General features: G+C 44.8%; 15 protein-coding genes and 10 tRNA genes. 2 read left to right on the forward strand and 23 right to left on the reverse strand.

Annotated elements, in window-relative coordinates; translation table 11 throughout:
• Nucleotides 1-77 precede the first annotated feature (77 nt).
• From ACT89M_RS23525 to ACT89M_RS23560, 8 genes are all read right to left on the reverse strand, one after another.
• Nucleotides 78-746 carry a response regulator transcription factor gene (locus ACT89M_RS23525; RefSeq protein ID WP_090919691.1) on the reverse strand — a complete coding sequence of 223 codons (669 nt, stop codon included), beginning with the start codon at nt 744-746 and terminating at the stop codon, nt 78-80.
• Nucleotides 688-1803 (reverse strand): sensor histidine kinase, encoded by a 1116-nt coding sequence (locus tag ACT89M_RS23530; RefSeq protein ID WP_090919694.1) that lies wholly within the window; start codon nt 1801-1803, stop codon nt 688-690. The genes ACT89M_RS23525 and ACT89M_RS23530 overlap by 59 nt, the downstream gene beginning before the upstream one ends.
• A gap of 37 nt (nt 1804-1840) precedes the next feature.
• Nucleotides 1841-2488: a cell wall-active antibiotics response protein LiaF gene (gene liaF, locus ACT89M_RS23535; protein WP_339832582.1), complete on the reverse strand. Its 648-nt coding sequence runs from the start codon at nt 2486-2488 to the stop codon at nt 1841-1843.
• 162 nt (nt 2489-2650) lie between these two features.
• Nucleotides 2651-3358, reverse strand: a complete 708-nt coding sequence (locus tag ACT89M_RS23540) for a PspA/IM30 family protein (protein WP_090919700.1) — start codon at nt 3356-3358, stop codon at nt 2651-2653.
• Between the two features lies 1 nt (nt 3359).
• Nucleotides 3360-3854, reverse strand: a complete 495-nt coding sequence (locus ACT89M_RS23545) for a PspC domain-containing protein (RefSeq protein ID WP_154891096.1) — start codon at nt 3852-3854, stop codon at nt 3360-3362.
• Nucleotides 3855-3871: 17 nt separating this feature from the next.
• The gene (locus tag ACT89M_RS23550) at nt 3872-4108 is read right to left on the reverse strand and encodes a PspC domain-containing protein (protein WP_090919706.1); all 237 of its coding nucleotides are present in this window, start codon (nt 4106-4108) and stop codon (nt 3872-3874) included.
• A 4-nt stretch (nt 4109-4112) separates the two neighbouring features.
• Complete coding sequence (locus ACT89M_RS23555; protein WP_090919709.1) at nt 4113-4784, reverse strand: PspA/IM30 family protein; 672 nt, start codon at nt 4782-4784, stop codon at nt 4113-4115.
• A 38-nt stretch (nt 4785-4822) separates the two neighbouring features.
• Nucleotides 4823-5131: a LiaF transmembrane domain-containing protein gene (locus ACT89M_RS23560; RefSeq protein WP_090919712.1), complete on the reverse strand. Its 309-nt coding sequence runs from the start codon at nt 5129-5131 to the stop codon at nt 4823-4825.
• Nucleotides 5132-5641: 510 nt separating this feature from the next.
• Between ACT89M_RS23560 and ACT89M_RS23565 the strand changes: the two genes are divergently transcribed.
• On the forward strand, nt 5642-8062 hold the full coding sequence (locus ACT89M_RS23565) for a helix-turn-helix domain-containing protein (protein WP_487344852.1): 2421 nt from the start codon (nt 5642-5644) through the stop codon (nt 8060-8062).
• A 65-nt stretch (nt 8063-8127) separates the two neighbouring features.
• On the opposite strand, the gene ACT89M_RS23570 is transcribed toward ACT89M_RS23565, so the two are convergent.
• Both ACT89M_RS23570 and ACT89M_RS23575 read right to left on the reverse strand, forming a co-directional pair.
• Complete coding sequence (locus ACT89M_RS23570) at nt 8128-9060, reverse strand: class I SAM-dependent methyltransferase (protein WP_154891098.1); 933 nt, start codon at nt 9058-9060, stop codon at nt 8128-8130.
• A 67-nt stretch (nt 9061-9127) separates the two neighbouring features.
• Nucleotides 9128-10054 carry an oxidoreductase gene (locus ACT89M_RS23575; protein ID WP_154891099.1) on the reverse strand — a complete coding sequence of 309 codons (927 nt, stop codon included), beginning with the start codon at nt 10052-10054 and terminating at the stop codon, nt 9128-9130.
• A 299-nt stretch (nt 10055-10353) separates the two neighbouring features.
• Here ACT89M_RS23575 and ACT89M_RS23580 point away from each other — a divergent pair, with 299 nt between their 5' ends.
• Complete coding sequence (locus ACT89M_RS23580) at nt 10354-11043, forward strand: helix-turn-helix domain-containing protein (RefSeq protein WP_308723541.1); 690 nt, start codon at nt 10354-10356, stop codon at nt 11041-11043.
• 25 nt (nt 11044-11068) lie between these two features.
• Here the strand turns inward: ACT89M_RS23580 and ACT89M_RS23585 are convergent, their stop codons facing one another.
• The 13 genes from ACT89M_RS23585 to ACT89M_RS23645 form a co-directional block, all read right to left on the reverse strand.
• Complete coding sequence (locus ACT89M_RS23585; RefSeq protein WP_186809767.1) at nt 11069-11806, reverse strand: anti-sigma factor; 738 nt, start codon at nt 11804-11806, stop codon at nt 11069-11071.
• A 26-nt stretch (nt 11807-11832) separates the two neighbouring features.
• Nucleotides 11833-12408, reverse strand: coding sequence for an RNA polymerase sigma factor (locus ACT89M_RS23590; protein ID WP_487344853.1), 576 nt, complete (start codon nt 12406-12408; stop codon nt 11833-11835).
• 49 nt (nt 12409-12457) lie between these two features.
• Entirely contained in the window at nt 12458-13036 is a 579-nt protein-coding gene (locus ACT89M_RS23595; RefSeq protein WP_154891102.1) for a plastocyanin/azurin family copper-binding protein, read from the reverse strand.
• A gap of 204 nt (nt 13037-13240) precedes the next feature.
• A tRNA-Leu gene (locus ACT89M_RS23600) sits at nt 13241-13319 on the reverse strand.
• A 32-nt stretch (nt 13320-13351) separates the two neighbouring features.
• Nucleotides 13352-13425: transfer RNA gene (locus tag ACT89M_RS23605), tRNA-Cys, on the reverse strand.
• A 6-nt stretch (nt 13426-13431) separates the two neighbouring features.
• Nucleotides 13432-13506 (reverse strand) — tRNA-Gly (locus ACT89M_RS23610).
• A gap of 4 nt (nt 13507-13510) precedes the next feature.
• Nucleotides 13511-13585, reverse strand: a tRNA-Gln gene (locus tag ACT89M_RS23615).
• 14 nt (nt 13586-13599) lie between these two features.
• A tRNA-His gene (locus ACT89M_RS23620) sits at nt 13600-13672 on the reverse strand.
• A 27-nt stretch (nt 13673-13699) separates the two neighbouring features.
• Nucleotides 13700-13773, reverse strand: a tRNA-Trp gene (locus ACT89M_RS23625).
• Between the two features lie 6 nt (nt 13774-13779).
• Nucleotides 13780-13865: transfer RNA gene (locus ACT89M_RS23630), tRNA-Tyr, on the reverse strand.
• A 9-nt stretch (nt 13866-13874) separates the two neighbouring features.
• Nucleotides 13875-13950: transfer RNA gene (locus ACT89M_RS23635), tRNA-Thr, on the reverse strand.
• 21 nt (nt 13951-13971) lie between these two features.
• A tRNA-Phe gene (locus tag ACT89M_RS23640) sits at nt 13972-14044 on the reverse strand.
• A gap of 96 nt (nt 14045-14140) precedes the next feature.
• Nucleotides 14141-14218 (reverse strand) — tRNA-Asp (locus ACT89M_RS23645).
• Nucleotide 14219 lies beyond the last annotated feature (1 nt).

The following is a 14219-nucleotide window of genomic DNA, read 5'->3' on the forward strand; positions in this document are numbered from 1 at the left end:
TCATCTAAAATTTTTCAAAATTTTGTTTATTTCCATTCCAGACACATACCTTGCGGCTACCTGGCTATCGTATCAACTTACTCGGCTAATCCATTCTTATAGGCATAAATCGCGGCCTGTGTCCGGTCATCCACATCCAGCTTCGCCAGCAGGTTGGTTACATGGAACTTAACCGTCTTAATACCGATGATCAATTCGTCCGCAATATCCTGATTGGACTTGCCCTGGGCCAGCAAACGCAGAACATCCATCTCCCGATCGGTCAGTTCTTCATGTAAAGGTGCCGCCGCTTGTGGTTGTCTGAACCGATTCATCATCTTGGATGCTACCTGTGACTCCAGAACAGATTGCCCGCGGGCAGCAGCACGAATCGCATCAGCTACCTCATTGGCTCTGGACGTTTTCAGCAGATAGCTGAATGCTCCTGCTTCAATGACCGGATACATTTTCTCATCGTCCAGATAACTGGTCAGCACAATGACTTTGCATTCCGGGTTCATTTTGAGCACCTGACGTGTCGCTTCAATGCCATCCATACCTTCCATGACAAGGTCCATCAGCACAACGTCCGGCTTATACTCCTGTGCAAGCCTGATGCCTTCCTCTCCACTTCCGGCTTCACCGATCACTTCAATGCCGTCTTCCGTATCAAGAACCGCGGCAAGGCCTATACGCACCATCTCATGATCATCCACGAGCAACACTCTGATCGACGTTTCCGTCTCCGTTTCGACTTCCGGTTCCATTGACATGTTCTACCTCGCTTTCATCGTTCATCAGAGGGATGGTAATCTCAATCCGTGTTCCTTTGCCAGGTGCCGTCACAAATTGGATAGCTCCCCCAATCTCCGTAACCCGTTCACGCATATTCGCCAAACCATAGGAGGCCTGCTTCTGTTCATCCAGATCGAAGCCCTGCCCGTCGTCTCGAATCAGTACACGAACCGCATCCATTCGGCGTTGCAATCTGATCTCCATTTTCTCCGCTTTTGCATGACGCAACGTATTCGACATCGCTTCTTGCACGATCCGGAATAAATGGTTCTCGATTCCTTTGACCAGATGAATATCCTCGTCCATCTCCAGCACGATCTCCATCGGTACTTTGGTTTTGAGTTCCATCACCAGATCACGCAATCCCTGCTCCAGTTGTTTTCCCTCCAGATAGACGGGCCGCAGATGCAACAACAAAGCCCTCATCTCGGACTGAGCCACGGAAGCCATTTCTTCAATTAAAGCAACCTGCCGCTGTGCCCGTTCAAAATCCTTCTCCATCTTCCGGCCTACTGCCGTTGCTGTCATTGAGATCGCAAATAGCTGCTGTGATACCGCATCATGCAATTCCCTTGCAAGCCGTTGTCTCTCCTCTACAATGGCTGTAATTCTGGCCTGTTCGGCCAGCTGTGCATTGTTCGTGGACAACCGCTGGAGGGAAGACACCTGATCTTCCCACTTTTTGCCGATGCGACCCAGTTGTTCACTAAGCCGGCCGACATCATCCTGACCGAGATCGGGTACCGTACGGGAGAGTGATCCTTTTTCCCATTGCAACAAGGTTTCCGTTAACAATTCTAGCCGCCTTTTCACCCTATAACTCTGATAAAATCCAAATACCGCCCCAATCCCGATCAGAAGTAACAACAGAGCCAGCCCGGATTGAATCAGATGACGCCAGCCTGCAAATGGAGCCAGATAACCATATGTATACAATACATATAAAATAACAGCAAACACAATGAAAACAAGGAGGATCCCTTCACGCATACTTCGGGTAACCATATCGGTATGTTTTCTATCCTTCATCCGGGACCTCCTCCTTTTTTTCATCCATTTCTTAGTACTACGGATTATGAATATTTAAGTCGCCAACAATATACGAAATAACAAATTTCACTTTATATTCACTGGATTCATATCCAGGAGTTCTCCATACCAATTGATTCATCATGCCGCTATCCTGCTCGCCTAACAGATTAATTCGGCCAAATAGCACCGACGCCTCAATCTCAACTCCGTAATCCTCAGGCAGCGTTAGACGTACATTGCCCATAACGCCTTGCAACAGGACAATCGTTTGCTTCTCCTCAGGAATAGAGAGGGACAGATCCGCATTGACCTCGCCTATGGCATGCCATAGGCTCATACTGCGCAGCCTCCAGGAGGACTGATCCCAGTAATAACGGGCCATAAAATTTTGTTTTTTCATGACATCATCATGTAGATGAATTCTTTTGTTCTTGGAATAAAAATAAGCTAATGATGCGAGTACAATTATAAAGACAATCATCAAGTTATCTAGTAGCAGCAGGGCTGCACCAACACCAAGATAACGGTACCCTTTTTTGGTTTCTCCTTTTCGAATCTGAAGCATTCCAACCGTTAACAGAATAAGTGCGGCAGCCGTCAGCAGGTTCATATTCCGGTTAAAGAGCATTAGAAAACCAACCACAATAATAATGACTGCAATCCAGTGACTTTTTTTACTCATTTCTGCCGCACCTCCTCTGTAAGTTCATCTACGATCTGGATTTTCTTCATTCGACGGAAAAGCCATAGCAGGCACTGAAGTCCTGTATGGCTTAACTTTTGTTCTACGAATCGTATAGGCTACACGATCTATAGAATATCATATTGTCCAGCAAGCGAACAGTTATTCTTTAGAAGTATCGATCGCTTCGTTCTTGGAACCATTGCCCATTTTGTTTTTCAGAGCCTGCAATTGTTGATCTACTTTGAATTGTTTCTCCAGATCAACCGGATTGGTGTAGGAAGCTCCAGTATTGCGGTATGGCGCACGGGCTACATCTGCCTCAGCTTCAAGTTGCATGATTTTCTCTTCCATGCGGTGGAATCCAAGGGATGCGCTTCCGCTCTCAATGGAATGCAAGCTGTTGATCGAAGACATTTGTTTCTTAGCTTTAGCCATCTGTGCACGGGATACAAGCTCATTACGTTTGTTGCGCATTTTGTAGAATTCATCTTTCATATCATGCAACTGTTGCAACAGATCTTTCGCTTGTGCTTCAGATTGAGCGTGCAGTTCGCGGTATTCCTCAATTTTTTGATCAAAATAAATTTTCTCTTCCAGCAATTTGCGTGCTACTTCTTCCTGACCATTCGACAGAGCAGCTTCAGCTTGGGACTCACGTTGTACCGAAGTGCGTTCTGCTTCATCCAGACGTTGCTTCATGCGGCGCTCGTTAGCCATTTGTTTAGCAACCGTCACCTCAGCCTCATGAATTTCGGCCTCCATATCACGCAAGTACTGGTTCAACATTACAATCGGATCTTCCACTTTATCCAACATGTCATTTACAGATGCCTTCGTCATATCCTTAATCCGTTTAAATACTCCCATTTTACTTTTCTCCCTTCTCGTAACGAGATAATTTTTGGCGAAGCTCTTCAACTTCTTTTTTCAGTGCCTTCTTTTCAATATCTTTCATCATGGAATCCAGTTCACTTTCGTGCTGGCTTCCTGCGCCATAAGTGTTGTTGTCATAGGAACGCGGGCCGGAGTGCGGTCTGCTGTTGTATCCTGGACCAGGGCCAAAGCCGGGACCCGGTTGATTAGGGTTGCTGTTAAAAGGATCTCTTGGAGGCTGATGGTCATAACCACCATAACCTCTGCCAGCACCAGGGCCGTAACCATATGGATCATATGGTGGGAAAGGCTCTTTGGGTACGACGAGAGCGGCGATGAAGTAGATTAACAACGTCGTGCCCCCGGTTGCAAAGATACTGATAACGAAGATGATCCGTAATAGCGTAGAATCCATTCCAATTGCCTCGGATATGCCGCCGATTAGACCGGTCATCATTCGGTCACGCGTTGAGCGGTATAGTTTGCTCATGTGCTTGCTCCTTTCGTTTACTTGTAACCTCTACTGTGATCGGGACCATATACATACGGATCTGCGTAGTTAGGTTCCTTAGGTACAACCAATGCTGCGATGAAGTAGATGAATAGAGATGTACCACCCGTTGCGAAGATACTGATGAAGAAAATGATCCGTAGCAGCGTGGTACTTAATCCTAGATTTTCAGATATGCCGCCGATCAAACCTGTCAGCATACGGTTGCGCGTTGAGCGGTATAATTTATTCATGTTACTACTCCTTTTTATCGTTATTGAGCTTTTGCTTCAAGCGCTCCAGCTCTTTGTCCAGTGCAGAGGATGACATGTTACCGGATAAGTCGGAACCATCCTGACCCATTCGCCGGATTTCCCGAAGACTCTGTGCCTCATATTCGAGATCGGAGACTTGGTCATCCAGCTTGTTAAACATACCGGGTACATTTTGACCACTGTAGTTTCCACGTTGATTCATTCGTTGTTGCAACTGAATGGTTTGCATTCGAGCGTAGTAATATTGGCGTTTGCTATACACATTCTGATACTCTGCCTTCAACTGATTGATCTGTTCATCGAGTTCCTGCAGTGCAGCAGCGCTTTGTGTGTACAATTCAGTGTATTGATCCATTTTTTCCTCATGGAGAATTTTCTCCTGCAGAGCCAGCTTGGCGAGATGTTCCTCTCCGGCTTTCAAAGCCATAGATGCCTGTTCCTCTCGTTTGTTAACCATAGCGGCGGCTTGATCTGCCTGCTGTTTCATTTGTCTTGTATGACTTGCATACTGGTGTCGAAGCTTTTCGGCTTCTCCTATGTCTTGGCGGGTCGAGACCAGGAACTGATCAATCAGTTTAACGGGGTCCTGACTTTGCTCCAGATGTTCGTTCAGACTAGCTACGGTGATATCCCGCATTCGACGAAATACACTCATTATGTTCTGTCCCTCCTTTTAGTTTATCGTGAAAATTCTTAATAACGGCGACGTGAATTGCGATTGTTGCTCAGCATCGAGATACCGAAGATAATCAATCCGATTGCGATAATCGGCCCGATCAGCCAAGCCAGTTTGCCCATCAGAGATACGATACCGATGATCAGAACGATCCATCCGAGCGTTACATTTCCTCTTTTAATTCCGTAATACCCTAGTGCAATCATCAAGACCGGAATCAGGTAACCCATCAGATGTCCAAGCAATGGTGTTAACTTTCCGAAGAGAATCAGAGCACCAAGTACAATCAACACAATCGCCCAGCCATTTCCCTTGTTCATTCTCATAATTGTTGTTCACCGCCCTTCCCGATTTTACTTTTTTGTTTTTGAACTTCAATCTAATCGCTGTTAGCCTAATCCCTGCATTTGTTCAATGCATCGTTTAATCCGTTTGTTGAAAACTTGCTTGTTTTTGTTTCCGTGTTTCTTGTTTAACCTTATGTCCTTATTCTAGGGGATTCAGCAACTTTTCAAAACAGACTGCGGACGGTTTTTGATCCTAGACTCAGGTCGGGGATCTGCTTGGACCTTGGACTGTCTGCGGGCAGGACTCAGGGTATTTTCGTCAAAACACCGCACTTCGGATACCTGTTATTACCCTTATAACGGAAACATCTCACGGAAGCCCACCTTCTAATATGAAAAAGCCGTTATCTCTATACGTACGTGGATTACACGATTCCGCTCCTGGAATTACTTTTTTATCCAAATAAACAAAAATTAGATTGTTCTAATTGAAAGCGTTTACTAAAATAAAGAAGTAATGAAATCTATTTTCCATCAAGGGGTGGACACGTGCGATCACTAAGCTATCTCCATAAAATGATTATCTTCGGACTTCTGTTAAGTACAGTGCCAATTCTGCTCACGGGAATTGCTGCTTTTATTTATTCTTCTAACCAGACAGAACTGCACCGGACACAAGCGAATCAACAGCTTCTCGAACAGATTCAGTCCAATGTAGAGCACAAACTCGCTACGGTTAGTTACATGCTGGACCAAGCGGTGCGCTCTCCAATTACACTTCGTTCTCTTGCGGACTCTAATTCACTGGGGCGAGTCAGCAAGTTACAAGCGGGCGACCTGCAGACAGAGTTCCAGCATATGAAGTCATGGGAACCTCTGCTCGATATTATCTTAGTCAACCAATCCAAGGATTGGCTTATTAATCATGCTGGCTCATATGCCAACACTCGCTTCCCGTTATCACTGCCCATGAAAGATCTAATTGCGGATACACTGGCCTCGGGATGGCAACTCGCACCCTCAACCATATTTAGTAACGAAGATGATGACGAGCAGAGAATCTCAGGCCAACGTCTTTCAGATAAAGGCTGTATTTATCATATTACGCTCGCAAGAACGATTCCCGATGCAAGTGCATCGTCCAATGCAGCACTAATCGCTGGAATTCCAGCATGTTATATGCAAAATCCGCTGGCGCAATCCCCGACAACCGAAGCCTCAGGCGCCGGTTTGATCATTATAAATCGGGAACAACGTGTTATTGCTCACCCGAATGCATCCTATATTGGACAACCTTTGTCTGCGATAGGCCTGCTTGATCGGAAGAACGGAGAACATATTCAGACGTTACCACCTGTAATGTACTCTGACGCTTATGCTGAGCATGAAGTGCAACTTGCCAATGCAGATTATTCGTTAACTTATAGTCCTTCTACATTAAAAGGATGGACATATATTCTCATCTCTCCCGAGAATACATTAACTCAAGACTATATTAGAATCGGATTCCATACGTTATATATCAGTATGGCCATACTCTTGCTTTCGCTGCTGCTCGCGTGGCTAGGTTCCCAACGAATGCTCGCTCCCATCAGACGTATTCTTACTCAATTAGGCGATAATATCATTCACAAAGGGCATTCCGTGGTACCACATCAGTCTGTGAATAAACCTGATGAACTGGAACAAATTCGGATGGGCGTTTCTCAGTTATATGATGCACACTCTCAACTGGAATCCACTTTAAGTCAGCATCAGAACCAAATACGTACCTATACTATGATGCAGTTACTTCAAGGCAAAACCAGCTTTAAAACATTACACAGCACATTACGAGAACAGGGATATGTTACACATCCTTCTACGTGGCAACAAATTGTCGTCGTAGCCCTACAGCCTGAACTAATAAACCACTCTAAATATAGAATGGAGGATCGCTCTCTGCTCTTATTTGCCATCCAGAACATGCTTGAAGAAACGCTTCAGCCTGATCAGCAACTACTTCCTATTGTATTGGAACAACATGTTGTAACCGTGATTGGCAGTACGGAGGGAGATCTACTGCTGTTCTCGGAGAATATCTCAAGATTAACAGAACGATTACAGCAACAGATCGGTGAGGTTTTGGATTTGAAGGTCAGTATCGGTCTAAGTCAGCCACATCCATTCATGAGTCATATTCCACAGGCATACAACGAAGCTATAGATGCGCTTAAACATCGGATGCGGCTTGGGACAGGCATTATCGTACAATATAAGCAATATGATTTGGCTTCAGCTGCATGGGCCATGGCCTATCCAGAGGCAATAGAGTATTCGTTGCTTCAATCTATTCAGCAAGCAGACGAGAGTGTTGCTACCCAACAGTTGACTGAACTGTTAGAGACTCTATTTTCACTGGAGTGCACTCCAGAAGAGTATCAATACGCCCTCATGCGGCTGTTAACACATATCTTGAAGCTTGCACAAGACTCTGGCATTCGACTTGCCCAGATCAGTCAGAGCCACCGTTCTCTTTTTCAAGAGTTGCATATTTTACAATCCGCTACTGAGGTGGAGCATTGGTTCAGCCATCAGGTGATCCTGCCTGTCATTCACATTTTTAAAGAAAGGCAGGTCGTACAGTCTCAGCACATTTCAGAGAAAGTGATCGCTATTATCCAGCAAGATTACGACAAAGATCTAACCCTGGAAGAATGTGCAATGCGGCTTCATTACAATGCTAACTATTTAAGCAGCGTTTTTCGTAAGGAAACGGGCGCTTCATTTAGTGAGTATTTGACGAGGTACCGGCTGAATATCGCCAAAAGATGGCTGGATGAACGAGATTGGACGGTAAAAGAAATTGCTGAACGGCTTCGTTATACCAATCCACAAAATTTTATCCGTTCTTTTCGAAAATGGGAGGGTATGACTCCCGGAAGATACCGGGAGTGTAAGAAACATCCCGAACGGGCTGTTAAAGGATAGATTAGAACTCCATCGAAAAGGGATATTTGTTAAACCTTGAAGATACATTCAAGTTTGTTTTATGTCTACTTTTTGACTGCAGACACGGTTTTCATATGAGCTTGTTCTAGCTGAATCAGCATTTTACCGAATCTTGCTCCCCGAGAATAGGGAACCACGCCGTTCGTATAGGTGTCACGAATATATGTTTCAGCTTTACTTAACGCTACCGCATCGGTTGGCATTTCATAGGTGTGTAGCCACTCAGGGAGCTGTTGAATCAATTCTTCTACCTGAATCTCAAAATCATTCACTTCTCTCGTAATAATCATTGTATAAGAATATCCCTTAAGGTAGAGCAACTGCTGGAGGTATGCCATGTCCCCTGCCTTGTAAGGAGCATCCACGTCAAGCACTGTTCTAAGCTCATCCATCAGTGTATGCTCTTTGGCACCGGCAATCGTACTGACATAAACATACTTTCGGGCACAGTGTATAGCTTGCTCAATCGTTTCCCAATCAGACATTGCGGGACACATCGAGGCAAAGACGATATCATATTGTTTCTCCCAGCCTTTATCCTGTATAGAGATTTCTTCAAATCGCTCGGATACAATCGTAATGTTATTCTCCAGTTCAGCAGGAATGGTTTCCTGCATTAACGAGACAAGCAAAGCAGAAGGCTCAACTGCAGTGACCCTGGCTCCCTTTTCTGCAAAAGGAATCGTAAATATACCGGAGGCCGCACCCACGTCCAGCACCGAGGCTCCTTCAAACGTTACACCCTGATTTTCAATCCAGCCCATAATGCGTGCCGAGCGGTTCTTGCCTTCCTCTGTAAAAGACTGGGCATGATAATTCCGAGCCCAACGTTCGAATGCTTCCTCTGTATCAAAAGGGGCACTTTTTTGCTTATATCTTGAACTTCTCGGGCGGTTCTTCCACGCTTCTTCCCATACACCCAGGTTAAATAATAGTTCTGCATTCGCTGTACTCGGTTGAGTCGTCAGCTTCTTCACGTCCTTTCATATTATAGACTTAATATATCTACAATATATTGAATTGATTTATACGTCAACCTTTAACTTACTTTGGGTCCAATGAGAAAGTTACACCTGTAAGTTTCTCAGATACTTCCCATAACCTACGTGACACATCCACATCATAAAGTTTGTTGATAATTGAATCACTTTTAGGATATCCCTTTCTGCCCCCGCGACCATCCGGGCCAATATATTCTCCGCCTTTAATCAGTGGGGAAGTTGCACTGTACAATGTAGGTAATGCGCCCATATTCGCTGGCTGTGTACCCAGATATGTAAGCAGACGCATCAATGGGTTCGCACGTTTGCCAGAACCAAATGACATCAGATTGGTATTAGAAAAGCCTGGATGACAGACTACGCTAACTGTACTCAAACCTCCTTTTGTCAGTTGGTTGTTCAATTCTCTCGCAAAGAGCATATTCGCCTGCTTGCTTTGGCCGTAAAACCTCCAGCTATTGTATCCCTTGGCTCCATCTAAATTATCGAAATCTATGCTTGCGTTATGAGCAGCAATACTGCTAAGTGTTACAATTCGGGAAGCAGGCGTTGAAATCAGATGAGGTAAAAGTAAACCTGTCAGCGCAAAATGACCCAGATGATTACTGCCAAATTGAGACTCAAAGCCATCCGTTGTCAACCGATAAGGTGTATTCATAATCCCCGCATTGTTAACCAGAATATCGAGGGTTGGATATTTTTGCGTATAAGCTGCTGCAAATGTTCTGACACTATCCAGGTCTGCCAGATCCAATTTCATCAGTTCTGCACGAACACTCGACTTGATTGCCTTGACCTTGGAGAGTGCTTCCTTACCTTTTTCCATATTACGAACAGCCAGCACCAGTGTTGCATTTTTCTCCGCCATTGCGATGGCCGTTTCCAATCCGATCCCGCTACTTGCTCCTGTAATGACCACCGTTTTATCTGAGCAATCCGGCATGCTTTCCTTAGTCCATACTGTACTCATCCTGCGTCCCTCCATCGTTAAAATATATTGTTACGCAACCCAACCCTAAATCAAGTATACATGTCTATATGTATCTGAATATAAGTGATATTCATGGTAGTCCTGTTCAGTTTACAAAGGTCCCCAAACGGGACCCTTGCAACGTCAGTTCAAATATTCATTTATTTCATTTGATGAAGTAGTTCTACCAGTATGTCTTTTGAGTACATAGTCTGCATTCTGGCCATTTCCATTGTACTGTCAGTTCCGAATGTGATCTGATCTATGGTCGACAGTATTATGATTTTAGAGAAGGCAGTATGATATTTGCTAAACCCGGACAAACACTTCAAAAAGGAGCACGAAGTAACAGTGATGGCACACATAGCTGGATGCTTTGCTTTCATCCGGATCTGATTGGCTCAAGTTCCCTATGGAGTAGAATGAGCGACTATAGCTTTTTTGAATATGAGGCAAACGAAGCTCTGCATCTATCTGATCAGGAAAAAGAAATCCTGGAGCGAATCGTTCAACAGCTTCAGATCGAGTACAGCGGCAATCTCGACAGCTACAGCAAAGATCTATTGATCTCCAATCTGGAATTGCTGTTGAATTATGCCAAGCGTTTCTATGGAAGACAATTCATCACGCGAACGGCAGTGCAGAAAGATTCCGTTGAGCATTTTCATACTCTTCTAAAGGAAAGATGTAGCATAGAGACAATCGCTCAATCAGGCATGCCTCGGGTCAAGACACTCGCTCAGGCTATGGGATATTCTCCTAACTATTTATCCGACATGCTGAAAAAAGAGACTGGAAAAACAGCTCAGGAATTCATTAAGCTGCAATTGCTCGACCTGGGTATTAAGTTCCTGATCCATACCAATGAACCAATCTACCGCATTGCAGACCTTCTTGGCTTTGAACAGCCTTCTAGCTTCACCAAGTTTCTTAAATTGCAAGTCGGTATTAGCCCTGTGGAATATAGAAAACAACACAGAAGGGGTTGACGCTCCCCTCTGTGTTGTTAATCTGTTAACTTGAACGAAACATCTGCGGACCACGCGGAACACGTCCCGTAGAATCAGGTTCCAACGTAATCGCAATGGAATCATAGCTCCATGTCTGGTTCCCCATAGGAATTGCGAGCACAGCAAGTCCCATTTGATTTTCTACTTTAAGCTTGCCTGCGTTATGGTACGCCTGATCCTTATTCAACCATACCTGATATACCTCATTCGTCTTCGTCTCTGGAGGATTGAACAGGTAGACGACAAACTGCTGATCTTTGCCGGTGCCTACAATACAAGCTACTCCATAACTCGTTCCAGAGGTGAGCGATTCCAACTTCATAACCTTTTGTATTTCAGAAGTCGGCAAATCCATCGAATTCATCAACGTTACAGGTTGTTCGATGCGCTCTTGAATTAAAACTACATTTCCTATCAAACTAGCACCAAGAAGGATAAGTACAGAAGCTGCTACAAGATTCACTTTTGGATTGTTATAGCGTTTCGTAAACCGCTTGAATCTGCTACTGCTTTTATGTTCAACAAGATCTGGCGCAGAGGATTCGTTGCCTTTCCCCCATGCGGCTTCCATCACCTGTTGTTTTAAATCAGATGGCAACTCCACTTGCTCCATATGCGTTGGAATCGCCTCCCAACCTAGCCGTAATTGTTCTAATTCAAGCTTACATGACGCACAATCAGCAAGATGTCTTTCGAAAGCTTTGCCCTCCTCTGAGCATGGATCCGATAGATATTCCAGCATGTATGAGCAGACGGTTATTGACGACATTACCACTCTTCCCCTCCCGCAAGCAAATGCTTACGCAGTATTTTCAGTGTCTGGTGCAGTCGGCTTTTAACTGTGCCCAAAGGCTCCTGATAGTGTGCAGCTAACTCACTCAAGCTGTATCCCTGCCAATAAAAATGTTCGAGCAATTGAAGTTGCTGCTGAGACAGGAATGCACGCATTCCTTTAATCTGCTCCTTCAACATTTGTTTTTCAACCTGGCTTTCGACCGATAGTTCAGCAAGCTCTGCAACTCTCTCCAGCTTCTCAGATGTATAATAAGACACCACCTGGCTCGACAGACTTCGTTGCTTACGTAACCAATCGATAGCTAAATGACGTGTGATCGTGATGATCCAGTTCCTGCAATGACCCTTGTTGGGGTCATATTCGGCCTCTGTTGTCCATATCCTGACAAAAACGGACTGCACCACTTCCCGAGCACCGTCCTCCTGTTGAAGAGCCTTCCAGGCGAATGAGTATATGAGATAAGCATAACGGTCATATAGTTCTGATAATGCTTCTTGCTTTTTTTGTTTAATCAGCAGAATTAGCTGGTAATCGGAATACTCCTGCATTCAAAAGTCTTCCCCTCTCCTGTCAGGTCGAGCAATTTCAATCACAGGACTACTTGGAGAGAACTTTAATTACCCCTTTCATACTTGGATGAGGCCCACAGTGATAATTGATCTCGCCCGCCTTTTTAAACGTAACCACTGACTTCTCTCCCTCGCCTATTAGTCCTGTATCGAAAGAGTCGTCTTCTGCAACAACGGAGTGCTCAACTTGATCCTTATTCACAAATTCAACACGATCACCAACTTTGATCTTCAGCTCTGCAGTTTGAAATGCAAAATCAGAAATTTCAATTACATACGTTTTGCTTTTCTCTACTTGGGTACCCGCAGGTTTTTTAGTATCTTTAGAAGATTTGGACGTATCACTCTTCTTCTTTGTAGACTTTTTCTTATCTGTAGTCGCAGGCGCTGATTTCTTCGGTTTGGCTGGCTTAGTTGGTTTAGATGGCTTGGTCGTTTTGTTAGCTGTAGAACCCGTCGTTTGCTTGGACGATGGCTTTACGTCCTTTTTTTCTGTTGTTCCCGTCATGTGATGGTGAGCCGATGCTTCTGCACCGGCCAACTGTGGCAATGTTAAACATAGCCCCAATACCAAAAGTAAGGATAAATATTTTGCTGATTTGTTCATTATTGCTTTCCTCCCTAAAATAAAAAATTAAAATGTCGCATAAATGCGTTCAATCATAAGAAACGAATGATATCCTTAATCGGTTTGATATCCCCGAATTTTTATTTTAAAGAGTCATCACGCAACTTAATCACGAGTAGAGTATTAAAACTCAATACAAAAAGAGTTCACTAGAGATATACTCTAATGAACTCTTTAAATAAATACCGGCGAGAGGACTCGAACCTCCACGGTTTCCCACTCGATTTTGAGTCGAGCGCGTCTGCCATTCCGCCACGCCGGCTTATTTGATTGTAGCATATAATAAAAATATGCTGGAGGCGCCACCCAGATTCGAACTGGGGATAAAGCTTTTGCAGAGCTGTGCCTTACCACTTGGCTATGGCGCCTTATTATGGAGCGGAAGACGGGAATCGAACCCGCGACCCTCGCCTTGGCAAGGCGATGCTCTACCGCTGAGCCACTTCCGCATAATGGCTGGGGATATAGGATTTGAACCTATGCATGACGGAGTCAAAGTCCGTTGCCTTACCGCTTGGCTAATCCCCATTAGATAACAAAGGGGCGATCGAGGGGAATTGAACCCCCGAATGCCGGATCCACAAACCGGTGCGTTAACCACTTCGCCACGATCGCCATATAGAAACTACTATTAAAATTAATTGGCAGGGGCAGCAGGAATTGAACCCACACCAACGGTTTTGGAGACCGTTGTTCTACCTTTAAACTATGCCCCTAAAAACTGGTGGAGGATGATGGATTCGAACCACCGAACCCGTACGGGAGCAGATTTACAGTCTGATGCGTTTGGCCACTTCGCTAATCCTCCAGGATTACATGGTGCCGGCGAGAGGACTTGAACCCCCAACCTACTGATTACAAGTCAGTTGCTCTACCAGTTGAGCTACACCGGCATATTAAGTTTTCTATCAAGGTGGCTCGGGACGGAATCGAACCGCCGACACGAGGATTTTCAGTCCTCTGCTCTACCGACTGAGCTACCGAGCCATAATAAAGTTTAAGCTTGAGTCGCTACACTTTATCTAGGGCATCAGTGCCATACAGCAGATGTAGTGAACAACTTGCCTCATGTTAAGAATTAAATGGCGGAACCGACGGGATTCGAACCCGCGATCTCCTGCGTGACAGGCAGGCATGTTAGGCCAACTACACCACGGTTCCA

This window comes from Paenibacillus sp. NN59, assembly GCF_057597225.1.

Coding starts and splice junctions, on each gene's coding strand:
- ACT89M_RS23595 (WP_154891102.1), bottom strand. CDS start 13,036: ATGAACAAATCAGCAAAATATTTATCCTTACTTTTGGTATTGGGGCTA.
- liaF (WP_339832582.1), bottom strand. CDS start 2,488: ATGAGTAAAAAAAGTCACTGGATTGCAGTCATTATTATTGTGGTTGGT.
- ACT89M_RS23560 (WP_090919712.1), bottom strand. CDS start 5,131: ATGAGAATGAACAAGGGAAATGGCTGGGCGATTGTGTTGATTGTACTT.
- ACT89M_RS23545 (WP_154891096.1), bottom strand. CDS start 3,854: ATGAGCAAACTATACCGCTCAACGCGTGACCGAATGATGACCGGTCTA.
- ACT89M_RS23550 (WP_090919706.1), bottom strand. CDS start 4,108: ATGAATAAATTATACCGCTCAACGCGCAACCGTATGCTGACAGGTTTG.
- ACT89M_RS23555 (WP_090919709.1), bottom strand. CDS start 4,784: ATGAGTGTATTTCGTCGAATGCGGGATATCACCGTAGCTAGTCTGAAC.
- ACT89M_RS23540 (WP_090919700.1), bottom strand. CDS start 3,358: ATGGGAGTATTTAAACGGATTAAGGATATGACGAAGGCATCTGTAAAT.
- ACT89M_RS23575 (WP_154891099.1), bottom strand. CDS start 10,054: ATGAGTACAGTATGGACTAAGGAAAGCATGCCGGATTGCTCAGATAAA.
- ACT89M_RS23590 (WP_487344853.1), bottom strand. CDS start 12,408: ATGCAGGAGTATTCCGATTACCAGCTAATTCTGCTGATTAAACAAAAA.
- ACT89M_RS23530 (WP_090919694.1), bottom strand. CDS start 1,803: ATGAAGGATAGAAAACATACCGATATGGTTACCCGAAGTATGCGTGAA.
- ACT89M_RS23525 (WP_090919691.1), bottom strand. CDS start 746: ATGGAACCGGAAGTCGAAACGGAGACGGAAACGTCGATCAGAGTGTTG.
- ACT89M_RS23585 (WP_186809767.1), bottom strand. CDS start 11,806: ATGCTGGAATATCTATCGGATCCATGCTCAGAGGAGGGCAAAGCTTTC.
- ACT89M_RS23580 (WP_308723541.1), top strand. CDS start 10,354: ATGATATTTGCTAAACCCGGACAAACACTTCAAAAAGGAGCACGAAGT.